Origin of the sequence: Saccharopolyspora pogona (assembly GCF_014697215.1) — a bacterium.
GTDB classification, from domain to species: domain Bacteria; phylum Actinomycetota; class Actinomycetes; order Mycobacteriales; family Pseudonocardiaceae; genus Saccharopolyspora; species Saccharopolyspora hattusasensis.
This window is the reverse complement of record NZ_CP031142.1, coordinates 6,893,443-6,912,252: the sequence shown is the minus strand read 5'-3', so window position 1 is coordinate 6,912,252 and position 18,810 is coordinate 6,893,443. Positions and strand designations below refer to the sequence as shown.

Sequence of the window (18,810 nt, the reverse complement as noted above, 5' to 3'; positions counted from 1 at the left end):
GTCACCCCTTCGCCTTGCCGAACGGCAGATCACAACGTTTCGCCTGGTCAACACCCGTGAGCGCTTTCGGTCGCCAGAGCACCGAAAACCACTCACGGCCTGTTTTTCTTTGTCTTTGAAGCACCGCCACGCAAAACAAGCCGCTCATTCGGAATCACATCCGGAAGACGCCGTAGGAGATTGGTTCCAGCGGGGCGTTGGCCGCCGCCGAGATCGCCAGGCCCAGGACCGTTCGGGTCTGCTTCGGGTCGATCACGCCGTCGTCCCACAGCCGGGCCGTCGCGTAGTACGGGTGGCCCTGGTGCTCGTACTGATCCCGGATCGGCTGCTTGAACGCCTCTTCGTCCTCGATCGACCAGTGCTCACCGCGCGCGTCCAGCTGGTCGCGGCGCACCGTCGCCAGCACCGACGCCGCCTGCTCGCCGCCCATCACCGAGATCCGGGCGTTCGGCCACATCCACAGGAACCGCGGCGAGTACGCCCGGCCGCACATCGAGTAGTTGCCCGCCCCGAACGAGCCACCGATGACGACGGTGAACTTCGGGACGCGGGCGCAGGCCACGGCGGTGACCATCTTTGCGCCGTGCTTGGCGATGCCGCCCGCCTCGTACTCCTTGCCGACCATGAACCCCGAGATGTTCTGCAGGAACACCAGCGGGATGGACCGCTTGTCGCACAGTTCGATGAAGTGCGCGCCCTTGAGCGCCGACTCGCTGAACAGGATGCCGTTGTTGGCGATGATGCCGACCGGGTGCCCGTGGATGCGGGCGAAGCCGGTCACCAGCGTCTGGCCGTAGTCGTGCTTGAACTCCGCGAACCGGCTGCCGTCCACGATCCGCGCGATGACTTCCCGCACGTCGTAGGGGGTGCGGCTATCGGTCGGGACCGCGCCGTAGAGCTCGTCGGGGTCGACCGCCGGCGCCTCCACCGGCGCGACGTCCCACTGCCTGGGCTCGCGGGGGCCGAGCGTGCTGACGATCGAGCGGACGATCCGCAGCGCGTCCGCGTCGTCGGCGGCCAGGTGGTCGGTGACGCCGGAGATGCGCGAGTGCAGCTCGCCGCCGCCGAGCTCCTCGGCGGTCACCTCGGCCCCGGTCGCGGCCTTCACCAGCGGTGGACCGCCCAGGAAGATGGTGCCCTGCTCGCGGACGATCACGGCCTCGTCGCTCATCGCCGGGACGTAGGCACCGCCCGCGGTGCACGAGCCCAGCACTGCGGCGATCTGCGGGATGCCGCGGGCGGACATGGTCGCCTGGTTGTAGAAGATACGGCCGAAGTGCTCGCGGTCCGGGAACACCTCGTCCTGCCTGGGCAAGAAGGCGCCGCCGGAGTCCACCAGGTACAGGCAGGGCAGGTTGTTGTGCAGCGCGACTTCCTGCGCGCGCAGGTGCTTCCTGACCGTTATCGGGTAGTACGTGCCGCCCTTGACGGTTGCGTCGTTGGCGACGACCACGCATTCCCGCCCGGACACCCGGCCGATGCCGGTGATGATGCCCGCCGACGGTGCTTCGTCGTCGTACAGGCCGTGCGCGGCCAGCGGCGAGAGCTCCAGGAACGGCGAGCCTCGGTCGAGCAGCGCGTCCACCCGGTCGCGGGGTAGGAGCTTGCCCCGTTCGACGTGCCGGATGCGGGCCTTCTCGGGCCCGCCCAGCCGGGCACGGCCGAGCTGGGTGTTGAGGTCGTCGACGAGTTTCGCGTGCTGCTTGGCGTAGCGGGCGAAGTCCGCCGAGTCCGGGTCCACGGCCGTGCGCAGGGCGGGCGCATCCATGCGGGCACACCTTCCACTGGAGTTAGTCATCGTTAACGCCACCGATGTTAACGACGACTAACGTGTTTCGTCTAGCATCAACGTCGATGTCCACCGATGCAGCCAAGCCGTCGCGCCGCGAGCAGATCCTCACCGCCGCGGCGGAGAAGTTCGCACGCTTCGGCTTCCACGGGGTCGGTATCGACGACATCGGCGCGGCCGTGGGCATCTCCGGGCCTGCGCTGTACCGGCACTTCCGCAGCAAGGACGCGATGCTCGCGGAACTGCTCACCGGGATCAGCGACCGGCTACTGCTCGGAGGCCAGGACCGGGTGGGCGCCGCCGCGGACGCGCGCGACGCGCTGGACCGGCTGGTGCGCTGGCACGTCGAGTTCGCGCTGTCCAACCCGGCGCTGATCACCGTGCACATGCGCGACCTGGACAGCCTGGCCGACACCGACCGGCACAAGGTCCGCGAGCTGCAGCGCAGCTACGTCGAGGTGTGGGTGGACGTGCTGTGCCAGATCCGGCCGGGCCTGGACCGCCCGACCGCCCGCGCCGCCGCGCACGCGGTGTTCGGCCTGATCAACTCAACCCCTTACAGCGCCCACCTGGACGCCGAAGCGATGTCCCGCCTGCTGCGCTCGATGACGCTCGGCGCCATCGAAAGCGCGCCGAGCTGACGCTCGCATCACCAGGAGCCGTGCCAATTTCGCGAGAAATTGACCGCCACCTGGGGGTACGCACTGTGAACCAGGACGGGGCGTGACATCTAGCGTCACCCCAGGCCGTGTCAATTTCTCACGAAATTGCACCCTCTCCAGGTGACGGGGGATGCCGATTGCGGCCCGCCGGGGCCGGGTTGAGACTGGGTGGATTCCGGCTCTGATGCCCTCGCGATGCCGCAGGAGACTGGCATGGCAACTGTCAGGATCGAACCCACCGCGGTTCCGACGCGGTCGCGGACTACCAGGCGCCCGCTCAAAGGTCAGCGCCTGATCCCATGGCTGCGCACCACGGATCCCAAGGACATCGGGATCCTCTACCTGATCGCCTCGTTCTTCTTCTTCATCGTCGGCGGCTCGATGGCGCTGCTGATCCGCGGCGAGCTGGCGCAACCGGGCCTGCAGTTCCTGTCGCAGGAGCAGTACAACCAGCTGTTCACGATGCACGGCACGGTCATGCTGCTGCTGTTCGCCACACCGATCGTGTTCGGCTTCGCCAACGTCGTGCTGCCGCTGCAGATCGGAGCGCCGGACGTGGCGTTCCCACGGTTGAACGCGCTGTCGTTCTGGCTATTCCTGTTCGGCGGGCTGATCGTGCTCAGCGGGTTCCTGCTGCCGGGCGGCGCGGCCGACTTCGGCTGGACCGCCTACACGCCGCTGTCGCGCGGGATGTTCAGCCAGGGCCCGGGCGGCGACGTGTGGGCGGCCGGGCTGATCCTCAGCGGCCTGGGCACGATCCTGGGCGCGGTCAACATGATCACCACGCTGGTGTGCCTGCGCTGTCCCGGTATGACGATGTGGCGGATGCCGATCTTCTGCTGGAACATCCTGGCCACCAGCCTGCTGGTGTTGATGGCGTTCCCGATCCTGGCCGCCACGCTGTTCGGGCTCCTGATCGACCGGCACTTGGGCGGGCACGTGTTCGACCCGGCCAACGGCGGGGCCATCCTCTTCCAGCACCTGTTCTGGTTCTTCGGCCATCCGGAGGTCTACATCGTCGCGCTGCCGTTCTTCGGCATCGTGACCGAGATATTCCCGGTGTTCAGCCGGAAACCGCTGTTCGGCTACACCGGTCTGGTGTTCGCCACGCTGCTGATCATGGGCCTGTCGATGCTCGTGTGGGCGCACCACATGTTCGCCACCGGTGCGGTACTGCTGCCGTTCTTCTCGTTCGCCACGTTCCTCATCGCGATCCCGACCGGGATCAAGTTCTTCAACTGGATCGGCACCATGTGGCGCGGCCACCTGACCTTCGAATCACCGATGCTGTTCGCGGTGGGGTTCATGGTGACGTTCCTGCTGGGCGGGCTGACCGGCGTCATCCTCGCGTCACCGCCGCTGGACTTCCACATCACCGACACCTACTTCGTGGTCGCGCACTTCCACTACGTGCTGTTCGGGACGATCGTGTTCGCGGTGTTCGCCGGGATGTACTTCTGGTTCCCGAAGATGACCGGCCGGATGATGGACGAGCGGCTGGGCAAGCTGCACTTCTGGCTGACCTTCATCGGCTTCCACGGCACATTCCTGGTGCAGCACTGGCTGGGCAGCGAGGGCATGCCGCGGCGCTACGCCGACTACCTGAGCTCCGACGGATTCACCACGCTGAACGTGGTGTCGACCATCGGCGCGTTCATCTTGGGAGCCTCGATCCTGCCGTTCCTGTACAACGTCTTCATCAGCTACCGCTTCGGCGCAGTGGTGACCGTGGACGACCCGTGGGGACACGGGAACTCGCTGGAATGGGCCACGTCGTGCCCTCCTCCGCGGCACAACTTCACCGCGCTTCCGCGCATCCGGTCGGTCCGGCCGGCGTTCGAGCTGCACTACCCGCACATGACCGAGCGCATGGACATCGAGGCGCACGCAAGCCTGCGCCGCGGCGCAAATCATTCGTAATTTGAACGATTCATGGTTGGTAGAGTATTTGGTGTGGCAGCAGAGATCCCCAAGGCAGGCGTCGCGTTCCTGCTCACCCAGCTGGGCACGCAGGCCGCGACGAAGTTCGCCGAGCGCGTCGGCGCGCTCGACCTGACCCCGCCCCAGGTCGGCATGCTGCGGATGATCGCCGCGCAGCCGGGGCTGAGCCAGCAGACGCTGGCCGGGAACCTCGGGATGCTGCCCAGCAAGGTCGTCACGTTCGTCGACGACCTGGAGGGCCGCGGCCTGGTCACCCGCACCCGCAGCACCCGCGACCGCCGCGTCCACGAGCTGACCCTCACCGAGGAGGGCACCGAGCTGCTGGACAAGATCCGCGCCGTGGCTGCCGCGCACGAGGCCGACTTCTGCGAGGCCCTCGACGCCGACGAACGCGCCCGGCTCCAGGCGCTCCTGGAACGCTTGGCTGAGAGCCACGGCCTGGCCCTGGGTGTCCACCCCGGATACCGCACCATCCGCTGACGTACTACCCAGCGCGGTACCGACCAGTGCGCCCCAGGGCAGACGCGCCGGCGAGGACTCGTCCGTACCGTGAACCAGCGCGCGCGGCCCAGGCAGGTGTGGCTGGACATCCTGCTCGCGGCGATCGCGTACGCGATCATCGTGGGCACGTCGATCGTGAACGGGCCGACGGAGCTGCCGTGGACCGCCGGGCTCGGCACCACCCTGTGCGGCCTGCTCGTCTTCCGCCGGCGCTGGCCGATCCCGGTCCTGGTGTGCACCGGTCTCAGCTCGGCGGCCTACCTGGCGTTCGGCGCGTCGCCCAGGCCGCTCATCGACGCGGTCCGCGTCGTCGCGGGCGGCGACGCCTGATCGCCCGGTTCCTGGCGCAGCCGGAGCGGCTGGTCGGCTCCGATCCGCAACGGCTCGCGGTGCTGACCGCCCGGGAACGCGAGGTGCTGGCGCTGGTCGCCGCCGGGCTGTCCAACGAGGAGATCGCGGAGCGCCTGTTCGTTAGTCCGCTGACCGGTCGATGATGAAGCTCGGTGCGCGGGATCGCGCCCAACTGGTGGTGATCGCCTACGAAACCCCACCTCCCACGGCGCCCTGGCCCCGGAAGTCCGCAATTTCAATTGAAATCGGGGGTTCGATTTCAATGGAAACCGCGGTATGGGCGGGACGGCGGTGGGCGGGACAGCTGGACGGGTCGCGGGGGATCGGTACGGCGTTCGCAGTACGTCGACGTGTCCGCGTTGGGCGGACGCGAACTCCGTTCGGAACGACCCTCGTGGACACCGGGCGACCGGCCGCTGCCGCCTGGTCAGCCGTGCTGCACATGCCGCGGCCCGACGACGAGCGGTAGCGAGCGCTGCGGCGGCGCGGCGAGTCCCACACCGCGAGGGACGACGCCGCTCCTGGAACCGAACCTGCCCGGATTCGGTGGTTCGACCTGCCCAGCGGCTTGGCGGCGCGCGAACCGGTCCGCGCGCCCGCCGACTGAAGGAACACCCCCGACATGTCCGCATGGCCAGGCTGAGCCTCGTCCACCGGAGCCTCGTGGTGGCCGGGTTCCGGCGGTCGCCGTACCCGCGCTCAAGCAGCAGCTGCTGCCGCCGGTCGAACTCCCGACGCCCTCGGTGGTGGCCGCCTACCCGGGCGCCTCCCCCGAAGTGGTCGAGCAGCAGGTCACCGTGCCGCTGGAAGACAACCTGCGCGGCGTTCCCGTACACCAGACAACGTCCATTGTGGACGAAATTGTGGACGAACAATTTCCCCTGCCTGCTCGGCAGAAAGAGCGGTTCCCGACGTGGCGCGGTTCATAACCGCTTCGGGAACAGCGGGGCGCCGGACTACTGTTGAACACGTCTGGGGAGCGCCAGTGATAGCCGTCTTCCTGAATCGTTCTCGAACACCGGAATGTGACGCGCACCGCTGTGCGCCCGGTCGGCGAGAACGCGACAAACCGTCCGGCATTTCAAGGGGAGACTTCACCTTGCCCATTGCCCTGTTGGCCCTGGCCATCGCCGCATTCGGGATTGGAACGACCGAGTTCGTGATGATGGGCCTGCTGCCCGAAGTCGCCACCGACCTGCAGGTGTCGATCCCGGACGCCGGAGGCTACATCTCGCTGTACGCGCTCGGCGTTGTCATCGGCGCACCGCTGCTGACCATGCTGGGCATGCGGTTCAAGCGCAAGACGATGCTGCTCAGCATGCTGGTGCTGTTCACCGTCGGGAACCTGTGCTCGGCGTTCGCGCCTACGCACGAGCTATTGCTCGGCGCCCGGTTCCTCGCGGGCCTGCCACACGGCGTGTTCTTCGGCATCGGTGCCGTGGTCGCCGCGAGCCTGGTCGCCACCGACAAGCGCGCCCAGGCCATCTCGATGATGTTCATCGGGCTCACCGTGGCGAACATCGTCGGCGTCCCGGTCGGCACGCTGCTCGGCCAGGCGCTCGGCTGGCGCTGGGCGTTCGGCCTGGTCGCGGTGATCGGCATCATCGCGCTGGCCGCGGTCGCGGCGCTGGTGCCCGACCAGCCCAAGCCCACCGACGTCAGCGTGCGCGGCGAGCTGCGCGCGTTCCGCCGCCCGCAGGTCTGGCTGGCGTTCGCCGTCGTGGTCTTCGGCTTCGCCGCGACCTTCTCCTTCTACAGCTACATCAAGCCGGTGCTGACCGACGTCACCGGCTACACGCCGACCGCGGTCACCCTGCTGCTGGCGCTGTTCGGCGTCGGGATGACCGTCGGCACCGCGGTCGGCGGGCGACTCGCCGACCGGGCTCCGATGAAGACGCTGTACGTCTTCCTCGGCGCGCTGGCGGCCTGCCTGGCACTGTTCGTGGTCACCTCGCACAGCGCGGCGCTGGCGCCGATCACGGTGTTCCTGATCGGCGCGACCGGGTTCGCGGCGATCCCCAGCATCCAGGCGCGAATCCTGGACCAGGCCAAGGAGGCCCCGGCGCTGGGCTCGGCGAGCATCCAGTCGACCTTCAACATCGCCAACTCGCTGGGCGCCTACCTCGGCGGCGTGGTGATCGCCGCCGGTCTTGGGTTGACCGCGCCGAGCTGGGTGGGAGCCCTGCTGGCGGTGGTCGGCCTGGGCTTCGCGCTGGTCTCCGGCTGGCTGGACCGGCGGCCCCAGCGGTCCGAGGTCCTGGTCTCGCACCGCGCCGCGCAGCCCACCGAGTCGATCGAGGTCGGCTGAGGGCTTCCCGCTAGGCAGATCGGCTAGCCGGGGCTTACCGCACCGAATACGGTGACCGGCAAGGCGGACACCAGCCCGCGATTCGCGGAACGAACAATCCGAAATCGGTGGAGGAAAACACCCTCATGACACAGGTTCCGAACATCACGCTCAACACCGGCGCAGCGATGCCACAGCTGGGTTACGGCGTCTTCCAGGTCCCGGCCGGCCAGGTCGTCGAGCGGGTGCTGGCGGCGCTGCAGGCCGGGTACCGCAGCATCGACACGGCCGCGGTGTACGGCAACGAGGAGGGTGTGGGCAAGGCGATCGCCGAATCGGGCCTCAAGCGCGAGGAACTGTTCGTCACCACCAAGCTCGGGAACGACTCCCAGGGCTGCGAACGCACGCTGAAGGCCTTCGACGAGAGCCTCACCAAGCTCGGGCTCGACTACGTCGACCTCTACCTGATCCACTGGCCGCTCCCGGCCAAGGACCGCTACGTCGAGACTTGGAAGGCGTTCCAGCAGCTGCACGCCGACGGCCGCGCCAAGGCGATCGGGGTGTCGAACTTCCAGATCCCGCACCTGCGCCGGTTGTTCGAGGAGACCGACGCGGTGCCCGCGGTCAACCAGATCGAGCTGCACCCGAACCTGCCGCAGGCCGAGCTGCGCGCGTTCCACGCCGAGCACGGCATCGCCACCGAGGCGTGGAGCCCGCTGGGTCAGGGCAAGGGCCTGCTCGACGATGCGTCGCTGGCTTCGCTGGCCGAGAAGTACGACAAGAGCCCGGCGCAGCTCGTGCTGCGCTGGCAAATCCAGCTGGGCAACATCGCGATCCCGAAGTCCGTCACGCCCTCGCGGATCAAGGAGAACATCGAGGTCTTCGACTTCGAGCTCGCCGACGATGACGTCGCGGGCATCACGGCGCTGAAGACCGGCATCCGCGTCGGCCCCGACCCGGACGTCTTCGGCGGCTGACCCGCAGCCCGGAAGCCCTCCTCGCCGACCGGGCGGGGAGGGCTTCTTGCTGCCGCTAAATCGCCGCTGGGACGCCCCCGTTCGCCGGGTGGAACGGGACACCGAGGAACGGCCGTTGTCCCGCGAGGTCGCGGTCGGTAGATCTACGGCGAGCTCTTGAAGGTGACAGCCGGTCGATCGCACCCACCGTGGAGGTAGCCCCGTGCACAGAACTCTCGTCGGCGCCGTTTCCCTCGCGCTCGCGCTCGCGTTGCCTAACGCCGGGTCAGCCGCGCCCGATGCGGACTGGCAGCTGGTCGGCGACGGAATCACCTCGGGCATCAGCGGAATCGCCCTCGTCGACGCCACCCCCGAATCGGCCGACGCGATCATCGTCCGGGACAACAAGAAGGACGGCGAGAACCGGGCGACCTGGCTCACGCTGCGGCAAGGGCGCCTCACCGACGCCGAACCGCTGGACTGGCGGGGCGAGGTCCCGGTCGACCTGGCGGCGATCGACGCGGTCCGCTGCGCCTGACCATCGACCAGGACCCGCAGGCCCGCAGGCCCGCAGGCCCGCAGGCCCGCAGGCCCGCAACGGATCGGCGTTTTCCCGGGCCACAAGGTCAAGGCGCTGAACGAGCTCGGCGGCGGCCTCCTGCTGGGCAGCGACGACGAGAACGTCGGGGGCTCAATCGTGCTGCCCGAGAACTGACCAGGTCCGCCGAGGCGGTGCCGCGGGAGGTTCAGGCGACCTGGACCTGGGGTTGCCGGGCGAGGCGGAGGACGTTGCTGCCGGAGCGCAGCGAGGCCACCTGGCTGCGGGTCGCCAGCCACCTCGGGAACCTCGCCAGGCGCTGCAACGGGGTGCTGCGCTGCGCCGAGGTCAGCGCCGCGGTGCGCGATACCTTCAGCGCGCGCGGTCGCCGCTCCTGCTCGTAGGCCCGCAGCAGCTCCGCCGGTTCGCGGTCCACATTGGACAAGAACTGGGTGAGCAACCAGGCGTCCTCCAACGTCTGGTTGGCCGCCTGCGCCACGGCGGGCGGCATCGCGTGCACCGCGTCGCCCAGCAGCGTGCTGCGCGGGCCGCCCCAGACCTGCGGCACCTTGTGCCGGATGTGCGGGAAGAACCCAAGGTCGTCGTCGGTGACCGAGGCCAGCAGTTCCTCGACCGGGCCCGGCCAGCCGCGGAAGACCTGCCGCAGGTCGGCGACGGACAGCACCGGGTCGCCGTCCTTCCAGGGCATGTCGAACCACCAGTGGAGCAGCCCGTCGCCGGTCGGGATGAGGCCGCAGTGCGCGTTGCGGCCGGCGATGTTGAGCGTCTGGTGACCGTGCGCGATCGGCAGGTCGCTGCGGGTCATGCCCTGCCAGCTGGCCCAGCCTGTCGGCCGCGCCGGGTCACCGCCCAGCACCTCGCGGCGCACCACCGAACCCTGGCCGTCGGCGCCGATCAGCACGTCCCCGGCGGCCGAGCCGCCGTCAGCGAACTCGACGACGACGTGGTCCGGGTGCTCGGTGACGCCGACGCAGCGGCGGCCGAAGTGCAGCACGCCCGGCGGCAGCGCGGCGGCCATCTCCGCGATCAGCGTGCGGCGGGGGATCTGCACCGTCGGCGAGCCCAAGCGCTCGGTGACCTCGCCGAGATCGGCCTCCCAGAGCAGCCGACCGGTTTCGGTGACAGACCGGAGGCTGTGCAGCGGACGGCCCGCCGCCTCGATGTCGACGCCGAGTTCGCGCAGCGCAGCGGTGCCGTTGCTCCACACCGTGATGCCCGCGCCGGTGGTCCGCAGGGCGTCCGCGTGCTCGAAGACCTGCACGTGGTGGCCCTTGTCGATCAATCCGTTGGCGATGGCAAGTCCCCCGACTCCGGCCCCGATCACGAGAACCCGCATCGTCTCCATCCGTCATACCCGACGTCGATTATCGAGTCGATTTTATCCACTCGACCGGATATACCGAATTGTCCTTGCTCACACACAGCGAACACCCCGGTTGCCCGGCCGGCGAAGACGGTTGAAATCACGACTAGGCGCGATCGCATTCGCAAACCATGTTGCGTGCATGAGCCCACGCGTCGCACGCCCGTTCCGCGCCGACCACGTCGGCAGCCTGCTCCGCCCGCAACGTCTCCTCGACGCCCGCGACGAACACGCAGCCGGCCGCGGCGACGGCGCCGAGCACGCCCACCTGCAGACCATCGGGCTGATCAACGACTCGCTGCTTGGCCGGCCGGACACGCTGTCGGCCACCACCCACATGTGCCGCGGGAACTTCCGGTCCTCGTGGGTCGCCGAGGGCGGCTACGACTTCGTCGCCGAGGCGCTGTTCAGCGAACTCGAGGTGGACGGGTTCTTCCCGGGGAGTTCGACGACGCGCGCTCCGGCGGCTTCGCGCCGCTGCGGTTCGTGCCGAAGGGCGGGCAAGGCCGTGGTGCTCGGGCTGATCACCACCAAGCGCGGCGAGCTGGAGCCGAAGGACGCGCTCAAGCGCCAGATCGAGGAGGCCGCCAAGCGAACTCGACCAGCCGTGCCTCTCGTCGCAGTGCGGCTTCGCCTCCACCAAGGACGGCAACGCGCTGACCTACGAGAAGGAAGTGGCGAAGTTGCGACTCGTCGCGGAAACCGCCGCCGAGGTCTGGGGCTGAGCCGGCTCGGCCCGGCTGGGACACTCCACAGTTTCAATTGAAACTGTGGATCCCGGGGTGGTCCGCGAGGTTTCAACTGAAACCGGGGACCACCCGCCGCCGACGCGGGGGTCAGGCGGCTTCCAGAAATCTGCCTGCGACCAGGCCGGGATCGTCGGCTCCGTCGAACCGCACCCAGAGGACCGGACCGTCGAAGACTTCGGGGAGACCGGTGGCGGTCTCCACCACCGTGCCGACCCGATCACGGAACCGGCCGAACGTGGCGCGCACCCGCGTGCCTGGTTCAAACGGGCTCGATGACTGCTCCATGAGGAGGGACGTTACGGGCCCGCGGCCCACAACGGAAATCGCCACCTCCTCCAGCCCGGATCACCGCGCTGACCTGCACCGTTTCCGGAATGGGAGGATGGCCCGGAGGGCGCTGCGCGGCAGTGGCGGGCGTCACTGGACAAAGGAGACCGATGCGGACGATCAAGCGGCCGGGTGAGCACGAGCTGGAGGTGAAGAAGTCTCGCTTCCTGTGCGCGCTGGCACGGGTGACCACCGAGGCGGAAGCGCGGGAATTCATCCAGCAGCGCCGCCGGCTGCACCACGACGCGCGGCACCACTGCTCCGCGTTCGTCCTCGGCGACTCCAGGGAGTTCCAGAAGTCCAGCGACGACGGCGAGCCGGCGGGCACGGCGGGTGCGCCGATGCTTGAAGTGCTGCGCCGCAACGAGATCACCAATGCGGTCGCGGTGGTGACCCGCTACTTCGGCGGGGTGCTGCTCGGCGCGGGCGGCCTGGTGCGCGCCTATGGCGGCGCGGTGTCGGCCACCCTGGACCACGTGGGCCTGCTCGAACGCCGCCCGGTCCGCATCGTGACGACCACGGTGGACTACCTGCTGGCCGGAAAGCTGGACAACGACCTGCGCTCGGCGGGCTACCAGGTAGCGGACACGGACTACCAAGCCGAGGTCCGCTTCCGCATCAACGTCCCGGAGTCCGAAGTGGACACCTTCCGGACCTGGCTGGCGGAAGCCACGGGCGGAGCCGCCGAACCAGAGCTGGGCGACCTCGCCTACGCCGAAATGGAACCCTGATCCCGTACCGCCGTTCGGCCTAATACTTTGTACGGTGCACGCCACGCGGTTTGGCCGTTTTTCCGCTGCGGATCGATCGGATGACGTCACTCCCCGCTGCGTTCTGATTACTACGCGCATGTGGGGGACATGGGTTCAGCAGCGTCCATTCCGGACGCGCCACCGCTGGTTCGGGAAGCGCTTCGGTTCCGACGGACCGTGGAGCGTCCGGCCGCTCTGGTGGCGACCTTCCGCACCGCCGCAGCCGGGACCGTCGCGGAGTCCGCCGGCGACTTCTGGAAGGGCAGCTTCGACGGAGCCCTGGGCATGCTCCAGCAAGCCCGAGTGCTCAACCCGTTCGACCCGTACAACCTGACCCACCCGTCGCAGTATGCCGAGAACATCGGCAACCTGGCAGCGAGCACCGTCGCAGCAGGCAAAGCATTCATCAGCGACCCGATCGGCACCGGCAAGGCGATGATCGGTGCCGGAATCGACAGCTTCACCAAGGACCCCTTCGGCCCCCTCGGAAAGCTAGCCCCGGAGGTAGCCGCCGGCCTCGCAACCGGCGGCAGCAGCACAGCGGGATCCATGAGTCGGCGCGCGCTGGACACGGTCACGGACTTTCTCGGCGACAAGAGCAAGATCCCGCTCACCATCCGGACGCCGCCCCGAATGCCCACACACCCCCACCAACCCAGCCGAACTCGCACCCGGCCCCCCAAAATCCGAAAGTGGGCGACGAAGTCCACATCTACACGCGAGACCTAGGGAGATAAGCGATGACTCCGGACGAGTTCGCCGCCCTGATGGATCAGTACACGACCAAAAAGGAAGATGCCAGCCCCGAAGTCTGGGAGAGCATGCAGGAAGCGCAGCGCTACACCCAGGAGAAGATCGACAAGGGTGAAGTGCTGGATTCGTGGAGCAAGGAGAACTTCCCCATCGGGCTGGACACCAACTTCGAGCCGTTCCCCCTCACCGGACCGGACCGGGATCAGGGGCACACTGGTGGCGAGGCCCGGCAGTAAGCGCTCTGACCACACCCGCCTGGCTGAAACGCAACGTTCAACACCTCGAGCAGCGCGGGTTGTTCCTCCCAGCAAGTCGCTCAGTCCACTGTGTAAGTTCCGAAGAGGCGGTCCAGGTGGTAGTCGATCGATCTGATCGCCTCTTCGCTCGTGCGTTGGCCCAGGAGCAGGCCCACCGATAGGCCGTCCGGGATCAGGAGCAGGGCTTCCGCTTCTCTTTCCGGGTTCCGGTCGGCCGGTAGTTCTCCGGATTCCTGCGCGAACCGGAGCTCGCCGGCCACCCACGCTTCCAGTTGCGGCCACTGCTGGCGGTAGAGCTCCGCCATTTCCGGCGACGCCAGCGCTCGCAGGAAGAACGCCACGTGCGTCAGGTATTCCATGCGGCTGTCGTCGGACAGCGCCAGCATCTCGAGCATCAGCGTCCGCATCACCACCCGCGCCTCCGGCCGCGTCGGCATGCTCGTCAGCTGCCCCACGATCCGCTGCTCGGCGCGGTTGTTCACGTGGTTCATCGCGAAGGTCAGCATCTCGTCCTTCGACTTGAAGTAGTGCTGCACCGCGCCCATCGAGACGCCTGCTTCCGACGCGACGTCGCGCAGGCTCACCGCTTCCAGGCCGCCTCGGCTGGCCAGCCGCATCAGCGCCTCGGCGATCTGGATCCGCCGGGCCTCGTGGTCCACCTGCTTGGGCACGCTCCTGCACCTTTCCAATGCGACCGCATTGCAAACCGGCCAATCAACGGTTTACCATGCACTTGCATCGTAACCCTCCGTGATTGCGGAGGCGAGTTCGTACGACTGGGGAATCCATGACCGACCTACAGCAAGCACCCACCTCCAGAAGGATCACCGCGATAGACGTCATCCGCGGCGTCGCCATCCTAGGCACGCTGGGTACCAACATCTGGATCTTCACCGACCCGGAAGGACCCGCCGGCTCGCTGACCGCGGTGGCCACCGGGACGATCACCGCGAACATCGAGGCGGCCATCCGCTTCCTCGCCAACGGCAAGTTCCTGGCGCTGCTCACGCTGCTGTTCGGCATCGGCCTGGAGCTGCAGTACCGGTCGGCGCTGCAGCGGCGCGGGCGCTGGCCCGGCTGGTACCTGTGGCGGGCGGCGCTGCTGTTCACCGAGGGCCTGCTGCACTACGTGCTGATCTTCGAGTTCGACGTGCTGATGAGCTACGCGGTGACGTCGATGCTGGTCGCGTACCTGATCGGCCGCAGCGAGCGGGCGATCAGGGGCTGGACGATCGCGATGGCCTCGCTGCACGTCGCGTTCATCGGCGTGTGCACGTTCGGCCTGCTGAGCGGACACGCATCGATCGGCGGTGGCGGCGAGCCGTCGCAGCTGTACGCCTCCGGCAGCCACCTCGACCAACTCTCGTCGCGAATCGCCGACTGGGGGACCTACCGGATCGAAGCGATCTTCATCATCCCGATGTCCACGGCGCTGTTCCTGATCGGCGCCCGGCTGTACCGCGCAGGTGTGTTCGCGCCCGAGGGGCAACGGCTGCGGAACCGGCTGATGCTATTCGGGTTCGGCGTCGGCGTGCCGTTGAACCTGGTCACCGTTTACGCGGGGCACGGCTGGTTCATGGTGGACCGCTACATCCTGCCGCCGATCATCGCGCTGGGCCTGCTGGGACTGATCCCCTCGGTGGTCGGCGCGATGCGCGGTGCCCCGGGGCCGCTGCACCGGGGACTGACCTCGGTCGGCCGAACGGCGTTGTCCTGCTACGTCTTCCAGAACCTCGTGGCGACGATCCTGTGCTACGGCTGGGGATTCGGCCTGGCAACGCGCTTCGACTGGGCCCGCCCGTGGTGGGTCCTGGTGATCTGGGCAACGATCTGCGCAACGTTCATGGCCCTGTCGACGTGGTGGCTCCGGCACTTCGAACGAGGCCCCCTCGAAGCGGCCTGGAACCGGGCCTACCGCCTACCCCAACGGTGACAGATGCCCGTGAGTGGTTTCGGGTGCTATAGCAACACAAAGTACTCACGGGCCCTGACCAGCCAAAACGTCCGTCAGCTGCGGAAGTGATCCGCCTTCACAGCAGCGAGGAACCGCGCCCAAGCCCCCCGAGACACGGCTAACGTCCCACCGTCCCGATCCTTCGTATCCCTGACGCCCACCAGTCCCGAGGCTGAACCGACCTCGACGCAACCCGTGTTGTGGCCGCTGTAGGTGCTCTTGTGCCAGCTTGCTAACGCGTATGTCATGCCTTCTCGCTTTCGAACCTCACCGCGTAGGTAGCGATGAGCCGTGCCGACTGCTCCGGGCTCATCGCTACGTCTCCGAGCTTGCTGATTGTCGCTCGGAACGGAGGTTCTTCGGCAGGGTCGTTCAGCAGCAATCCTGAGTTGTGCGCCTCGACATATATGTTCGCGTTGCCCCGGACGAACTCCAGTAGTGAGAAGCCGCCGTCCAGCCCCAGGTGCGCGCCGAGACTGGTGGGCGCGACACGGACCGTGATGTTCGGCTGCTCGATCGCTTTGAGCACGTGCCGAAACTGCTCTGCGGCCACCTGCGGCCCACCCACTGGCCGAGCCAGCACCCCTTCGTCCAGGAACACTGCCAACTTTACGGGTTCTGACTTGTAGAGCACTCCTTGCCGCACCTGCCGAACGTTCACGGCTTCATCGATCTCAGTCATGGTCTTGCTGCCGACCTCGAAGATCGCCCGGGAGTAGGCGCGAGTTTGAAGCAAGCCAGGGACGTAGGCCATCGAGACCTCGGTGATGCGAACCGCCCGCTGTTCCGCGTCGATCAAACCTGTGATCTGCGACGTCAGTCCCTTGTGGAGCTCCCACCACACAGGCTGGTCAAGCTCGCGCGCCATCTTCAACAAACGCTCGCGATCGGCGCCCTTCACCTTCAGCCCAGCCAGAAGCGTCGCGACATCGGCCTCGGCAATGCCTTGCTGTGCGTTTTCGACGCGACTGACTTTCGCCCGCGACAAACCGACTTCCGCAGCGAGCTCTTCGAGCGTCAGACCACGCGCCTTCCGCAGGGCTCGCAACTCCTTCGCCAGTGCTCGGGCACGAGGGGTGTTCGCCATGTGGTCAGCCTAGAGGGACGGCATCGCCTATCAAGATCGCTCGATCGAGTAATTGAGAATTCCCATCCTTGTTGAGAATGTTATTGCCACAGATGACAGGGCTGATTGACATGGGTTCGAGGGCTTGGTGGGTGGAGTTCGATGCAGCTTCGCTGGCCGCTCGGCGGGAGGGCGTCGTGTACTGGATCGTCCCGGCCGGGATGAAAGTTCGGCATGGCATCACCGACAAGCCCGGACCGTGGCCCGCCACGCCGCGCACGGCCAGCATTACCGCCCAGTGCGCCGGATGCGTCACGGAGTACCAGCGCCGCGGCTCACCTTCGGCCGTCTGGGACTTCTGAGGGCGATTTCACTGCGCGAAATCGGCGCCTTCCCCCAGCGGCCTCGCCGGCCGTCGTTCCCCCGGCCCGGTTCGGCGAGGTCTCCCCGGCAGGGGCGAGATCCCCCCTCGACGCTCGCCCCTGCCGGGCCTTCTTCCAGGAAAGGACAGCGAAATGGTCGTTCTGATCAGCTCTCTGCTGGCCGCCTTGACCTTCGGCATCGTCGCCTTCGGTTGGATCGGCCGGTCGACCGGCCAGCACGCAGGCGCGGGTGAAGGAGCACTGGGCGTTTGGCAGCTGTGCGCGCGGGTTGCGATAGAGCGACAACGCGAGATGGAGACCGAGGTCTACGGCCGGCACGCGCTACTCGGCCGCGGCTCTTAGGTGTTCGAGGGCCTTGTGGTTCGGGGTACCCGGTTCTGCCGTCAGGAGGATCAGGCGGTGCTTTTGGCCCAGGACCTGCAGGGTTTGGCAGTCCAAGTCGATCGGGTCGAAGTCCGGGTGGGGCCGTGAGTCTGCGGGCAGCCATAGCAACCCAAAAGACCAAGGACGGGGTGACCAGGTCAACCTTGCGCTGCGACGCTGCCGACCGCCCGAGTCACATCTCCGCCGAGTTCCGTTGGAATCGCAGGGCGTTGCAGGCGAAGACGCTCACCGCTCCCAGGACCGCGCCGAGGAGGTACCCCGCCAAGACGTCGTGCGGGTAGTGGACGCCGATGAAGATCCGCGAGAACCCTTCGACCAGCGCGAGAAGCACCGCGATCGCCGTGATGCGGTGCCACAGCATCGCCAGCGCCACCGCGAAGGCCGCGGCCGTCGCCGAGTGGCCGCTCGGCAAGGACCAGATGCTCACGTCGGCGCAGTTCTCGATCGTGCCGCCCGGGATCGTCATCGCCCGGCACGGCCGGTCCTGCTGGAAGACGTCCTTGACCAACCCGGCGGCCACCCACGCGGCCCCGCCCGCCAGCAGCGGTGCGACCAGCACCGCCAGCCGCCGGTCCGCTCGCCACCACGCGACCAGCGTCAGCAGAGCGAACACCGCCAGCAGCGCCTGGGTGCGGAACAGCGCGAAGGCGTGCACCCAGTGCGGTGTCGAAATCGCCCACTCCGCGATCGCCCGGTACCACTCCGCGCTCAGCTCCAGCAGACTCCGCACCAATCCGACATTACCGACCGACCGGTAGCGTCGATGCGGTGAAGGTGCCGAAACGGGACGTGCTGTGGTGGCTCGTCCTGCCACCCTTACTTTCGGCAGAATCCCGACATCCGGGTGGCGCGATCTCGCGCGAAATCGACGCAGCAACGGGTGACCGCGACGGCCGCCCCGTTGGCTACGGATCGTGATCCGGGTTGCGCGACGGTGTGGACATGTTCGGTGAGACGGTTGAAAGTTGCTGTCTTCGCCGGCTTTTCGGCGGTTGGTGCGCAGTACCCTGACTCGGCTGGATCGTCGACTAGGAGGTAGTCGTGCGTTCACTTCTCCTCGTCAGCACCATCATCGCCACGCTCGCATCCCCGGCCCACATTAGCGAACGGGAGTCGCTGGATCCGCTGCTCCGGTCGGCCGCCGAGCGCGTCACCACATCGGACACGGTGGCGGAGGCCAAGTGGGGCACCGGCCAGCCGATCGACGACCCGGGGCGGGAGCAGCAGGTGCTCGACGCCGTCGCGCGCAAGTCGCTGGAGCTGGGCATCGACCCGGAGGAGGCGAAGCGGGTCTTCCGGGACCAGATCGAGGCCAGCAAGCTTGTCCAACGCGCCCTGCACGAGCGCTGGGCGGCGCACCCCGACGAACGGCCGGCCGAACACCCCGACCTGGGTGAGATCCGGCCGATCATCGACCGGCTGAACGACGAGATCCTGCTGGAACTGCGCGATACCCGGCAACTGCGCGAACGCCCGGCCTGCGGCGGCCGGCTGACCAGCGCCTTCCAGCACACCCGGACCGACCTGCGGCTGAACTGCCTGCACCAGCTCGGCCTGACCCGGGCGATCCCGTCGATCTGCACCCGCCCCTGACCCAACACCTGGCCCCAACGCCTTCCCCCAGCACCTTCCCCCAACGCCTGGTCCCAGCGCTCTGACCGCAATTTCAATGGAAATCAGAGGTCCGATTTCCATTGGGGTTTTTTCATCCTGTTTGTGCTGGTGGTGGGGGGTTGACGGGGTGGGGTGGGGTGTGTGTGGGCTGGTCAGGGGCGA

The 18,810-nt window shown here is 67.7% G+C and carries 23 protein-coding genes and 1 pseudogene; 17 read left to right on the top strand and 7 right to left on the bottom strand.

Features of this window, described 5'->3' with window-relative positions:
* Positions 1 to 154: 154 nt before the first annotated feature.
* Positions 155 to 1,768, bottom strand: coding sequence for a carboxyl transferase domain-containing protein (locus DL519_RS32360; RefSeq protein ID WP_190820457.1), 1,614 nt, complete (start codon positions 1,766 to 1,768; stop codon positions 155 to 157).
* A gap of 86 nt (positions 1,769 to 1,854) precedes the next feature.
* Between DL519_RS32360 and DL519_RS32355 the strand changes: the two genes are divergently transcribed.
* The 9 genes from DL519_RS32355 (at position 1,855) to DL519_RS32315 (ending at position 9,025) form a co-directional block, all read left to right on the top strand.
* On the top strand, positions 1,855 to 2,430 hold the full coding sequence (locus DL519_RS32355; RefSeq protein ID WP_190820455.1) for an SACE_7040 family transcriptional regulator: 576 nt from the start codon (positions 1,855 to 1,857) through the stop codon (positions 2,428 to 2,430).
* 234 nt (positions 2,431 to 2,664) lie between these two features.
* The gene (gene ctaD, locus DL519_RS32350; RefSeq protein ID WP_190820453.1) at positions 2,665 to 4,371 is read left to right on the top strand and encodes an aa3-type cytochrome oxidase subunit I; all 1,707 of its coding nucleotides are present in this window, start codon (positions 2,665 to 2,667) and stop codon (positions 4,369 to 4,371) included.
* Between the two features lie 33 nt (positions 4,372 to 4,404).
* Positions 4,405 to 4,872, top strand: a complete 468-nt coding sequence (locus tag DL519_RS32345) for a MarR family winged helix-turn-helix transcriptional regulator (protein ID WP_223839837.1) — start codon at positions 4,405 to 4,407, stop codon at positions 4,870 to 4,872.
* 69 nt (positions 4,873 to 4,941) lie between these two features.
* Positions 4,942 to 5,223: a DUF7134 domain-containing protein gene (locus DL519_RS32340; protein WP_190820449.1), complete on the top strand. Its 282-nt coding sequence runs from the start codon at positions 4,942 to 4,944 to the stop codon at positions 5,221 to 5,223.
* 59 nt (positions 5,224 to 5,282) lie between these two features.
* Complete coding sequence (locus DL519_RS50470; protein ID WP_397544996.1) at positions 5,283 to 5,387, top strand: helix-turn-helix transcriptional regulator; 105 nt, start codon at positions 5,283 to 5,285, stop codon at positions 5,385 to 5,387.
* Between the two features lie 600 nt (positions 5,388 to 5,987).
* A complete protein-coding gene (locus DL519_RS49095; RefSeq protein ID WP_263399743.1) occupies positions 5,988 to 6,173 on the top strand; it encodes a hypothetical protein in 186 nt (61 codons plus the stop codon).
* A 170-nt stretch (positions 6,174 to 6,343) separates the two neighbouring features.
* Positions 6,344 to 7,552, top strand: a complete 1,209-nt coding sequence (locus DL519_RS32325) for an MFS transporter (protein WP_190820447.1) — start codon at positions 6,344 to 6,346, stop codon at positions 7,550 to 7,552.
* A gap of 125 nt (positions 7,553 to 7,677) precedes the next feature.
* Positions 7,678 to 8,508, top strand: a complete 831-nt coding sequence (locus DL519_RS32320) for an aldo/keto reductase (protein ID WP_190820445.1) — start codon at positions 7,678 to 7,680, stop codon at positions 8,506 to 8,508.
* Between the two features lie 202 nt (positions 8,509 to 8,710).
* Positions 8,711 to 9,025 carry a hypothetical protein gene (locus tag DL519_RS32315; RefSeq protein ID WP_190820443.1) on the top strand — a complete coding sequence of 105 codons (315 nt, stop codon included), beginning with the start codon at positions 8,711 to 8,713 and terminating at the stop codon, positions 9,023 to 9,025.
* Between the two features lie 208 nt (positions 9,026 to 9,233).
* On the opposite strand, the gene DL519_RS32310 is transcribed toward DL519_RS32315, so the two are convergent.
* Complete coding sequence (locus DL519_RS32310) at positions 9,234 to 10,382, bottom strand: FAD-dependent monooxygenase (protein ID WP_223839834.1); 1,149 nt, start codon at positions 10,380 to 10,382, stop codon at positions 9,234 to 9,236.
* Between the two features lie 259 nt (positions 10,383 to 10,641).
* Here DL519_RS32310 and DL519_RS32305 point away from each other — a divergent pair.
* Positions 10,642 to 11,134 (top strand): annotated as a pseudogene (locus DL519_RS32305) (5-methyltetrahydropteroyltriglutamate--homocysteine S-methyltransferase); the annotation flags it as partial.
* 111 nt (positions 11,135 to 11,245) lie between these two features.
* Here DL519_RS32305 and DL519_RS32300 read toward each other — a convergent pair.
* A complete protein-coding gene (locus DL519_RS32300) occupies positions 11,246 to 11,404 on the bottom strand; it encodes a hypothetical protein (protein WP_223839832.1) in 159 nt (52 codons plus the stop codon).
* 191 nt (positions 11,405 to 11,595) lie between these two features.
* On the opposite strand from DL519_RS32300, the gene DL519_RS32295 reads away from it, so the two are divergent.
* The 3 genes from DL519_RS32295 (at position 11,596) to DL519_RS32285 (ending at position 13,226) form a co-directional block, all read left to right on the top strand.
* The gene (locus tag DL519_RS32295) at positions 11,596 to 12,216 is read left to right on the top strand and encodes a YigZ family protein (protein ID WP_190820439.1); all 621 of its coding nucleotides are present in this window, start codon (positions 11,596 to 11,598) and stop codon (positions 12,214 to 12,216) included.
* Positions 12,217 to 12,345: 129 nt separating this feature from the next.
* Positions 12,346 to 12,966: a hypothetical protein gene (locus DL519_RS32290; RefSeq protein ID WP_190820437.1), complete on the top strand. Its 621-nt coding sequence runs from the start codon at positions 12,346 to 12,348 to the stop codon at positions 12,964 to 12,966.
* 11 nt (positions 12,967 to 12,977) lie between these two features.
* Complete coding sequence (locus DL519_RS32285) at positions 12,978 to 13,226, top strand: hypothetical protein (RefSeq protein WP_190820435.1); 249 nt, start codon at positions 12,978 to 12,980, stop codon at positions 13,224 to 13,226.
* Between the two features lie 80 nt (positions 13,227 to 13,306).
* Here the strand turns inward: DL519_RS32285 and DL519_RS32280 are convergent, their stop codons facing one another.
* Positions 13,307 to 13,918 (bottom strand): TetR/AcrR family transcriptional regulator, encoded by a 612-nt coding sequence (locus tag DL519_RS32280; RefSeq protein ID WP_190820433.1) that lies wholly within the window; start codon positions 13,916 to 13,918, stop codon positions 13,307 to 13,309.
* 116 nt (positions 13,919 to 14,034) lie between these two features.
* Between DL519_RS32280 and DL519_RS32275 the strand changes: the two genes are divergently transcribed.
* The gene (locus tag DL519_RS32275) at positions 14,035 to 15,180 is read left to right on the top strand and encodes a DUF418 domain-containing protein (RefSeq protein ID WP_190820431.1); all 1,146 of its coding nucleotides are present in this window, start codon (positions 14,035 to 14,037) and stop codon (positions 15,178 to 15,180) included.
* Between the two features lie 74 nt (positions 15,181 to 15,254).
* Here DL519_RS32275 and DL519_RS32270 read toward each other — a convergent pair whose 3' ends face one another.
* On the bottom strand, positions 15,255 to 15,449 hold the full coding sequence (locus DL519_RS32270) for a DUF397 domain-containing protein (RefSeq protein ID WP_190820429.1): 195 nt from the start codon (positions 15,447 to 15,449) through the stop codon (positions 15,255 to 15,257).
* Positions 15,446 to 16,288: a helix-turn-helix domain-containing protein gene (locus DL519_RS32265; RefSeq protein WP_190820427.1), complete on the bottom strand. Its 843-nt coding sequence runs from the start codon at positions 16,286 to 16,288 to the stop codon at positions 15,446 to 15,448. The genes DL519_RS32270 and DL519_RS32265 overlap by 4 nt, the downstream gene beginning before the upstream one ends.
* Positions 16,289 to 16,419: 131 nt before the next feature.
* On the opposite strand from DL519_RS32265, the gene DL519_RS32260 reads away from it, so the two are divergent.
* Together DL519_RS32260 and DL519_RS32255 are read left to right on the top strand one after the other, a co-directional pair.
* The gene (locus DL519_RS32260; protein WP_223839831.1) at positions 16,420 to 16,629 is read left to right on the top strand and encodes a hypothetical protein; all 210 of its coding nucleotides are present in this window, start codon (positions 16,420 to 16,422) and stop codon (positions 16,627 to 16,629) included.
* A gap of 153 nt (positions 16,630 to 16,782) precedes the next feature.
* The gene (locus DL519_RS32255; RefSeq protein ID WP_190820423.1) at positions 16,783 to 16,992 is read left to right on the top strand and encodes a hypothetical protein; all 210 of its coding nucleotides are present in this window, start codon (positions 16,783 to 16,785) and stop codon (positions 16,990 to 16,992) included.
* Positions 16,993 to 17,206: 214 nt separating this feature from the next.
* Here the strand turns inward: DL519_RS32255 and DL519_RS32250 are convergent, their stop codons facing one another.
* Positions 17,207 to 17,764, bottom strand: coding sequence for a phosphatase PAP2 family protein (locus DL519_RS32250; RefSeq protein WP_190820421.1), 558 nt, complete (start codon positions 17,762 to 17,764; stop codon positions 17,207 to 17,209).
* A 311-nt stretch (positions 17,765 to 18,075) separates the two neighbouring features.
* On the opposite strand from DL519_RS32250, the gene DL519_RS32245 reads away from it, so the two are divergent.
* Complete coding sequence (locus DL519_RS32245; RefSeq protein WP_190820419.1) at positions 18,076 to 18,627, top strand: chorismate mutase; 552 nt, start codon at positions 18,076 to 18,078, stop codon at positions 18,625 to 18,627.
* Positions 18,628 to 18,810 lie beyond the last annotated feature (183 nt).

Bases quoted from the DNA above. Each gene is read 5' to 3' on its own strand.
- DL519_RS32275 (WP_190820431.1), top strand. From the start codon at position 14,035: ATGACCGACCTACAGCAAGCACCCACCTCCAGAAGGATCACCGCGATA.
- DL519_RS32310 (WP_223839834.1), bottom strand. From the start codon at position 10,382: ATGCGGGTTCTCGTGATCGGGGCCGGAGTCGGGGGACTTGCCATCGCC.
- DL519_RS32320 (WP_190820445.1), top strand. From the start codon at position 7,678: ATGACACAGGTTCCGAACATCACGCTCAACACCGGCGCAGCGATGCCA.
- DL519_RS32270 (WP_190820429.1), bottom strand. From the start codon at position 15,449: ATGACATACGCGTTAGCAAGCTGGCACAAGAGCACCTACAGCGGCCAC.
- ctaD (WP_190820453.1), top strand. From the start codon at position 2,665: ATGGCAACTGTCAGGATCGAACCCACCGCGGTTCCGACGCGGTCGCGG.
- DL519_RS32360 (WP_190820457.1), bottom strand. From the start codon at position 1,768: ATGGATGCGCCCGCCCTGCGCACGGCCGTGGACCCGGACTCGGCGGAC.
- DL519_RS32355 (WP_190820455.1), top strand. From the start codon at position 1,855: ATGTCCACCGATGCAGCCAAGCCGTCGCGCCGCGAGCAGATCCTCACC.
- DL519_RS32295 (WP_190820439.1), top strand. From the start codon at position 11,596: ATGCGGACGATCAAGCGGCCGGGTGAGCACGAGCTGGAGGTGAAGAAG.
- DL519_RS32285 (WP_190820435.1), top strand. From the start codon at position 12,978: ATGACTCCGGACGAGTTCGCCGCCCTGATGGATCAGTACACGACCAAA.
- DL519_RS32290 (WP_190820437.1), top strand. From the start codon at position 12,346: ATGGGTTCAGCAGCGTCCATTCCGGACGCGCCACCGCTGGTTCGGGAA.
- DL519_RS32265 (WP_190820427.1), bottom strand. From the start codon at position 16,288: ATGGCGAACACCCCTCGTGCCCGAGCACTGGCGAAGGAGTTGCGAGCC.
- DL519_RS32255 (WP_190820423.1), top strand. From the start codon at position 16,783: ATGGTCGTTCTGATCAGCTCTCTGCTGGCCGCCTTGACCTTCGGCATC.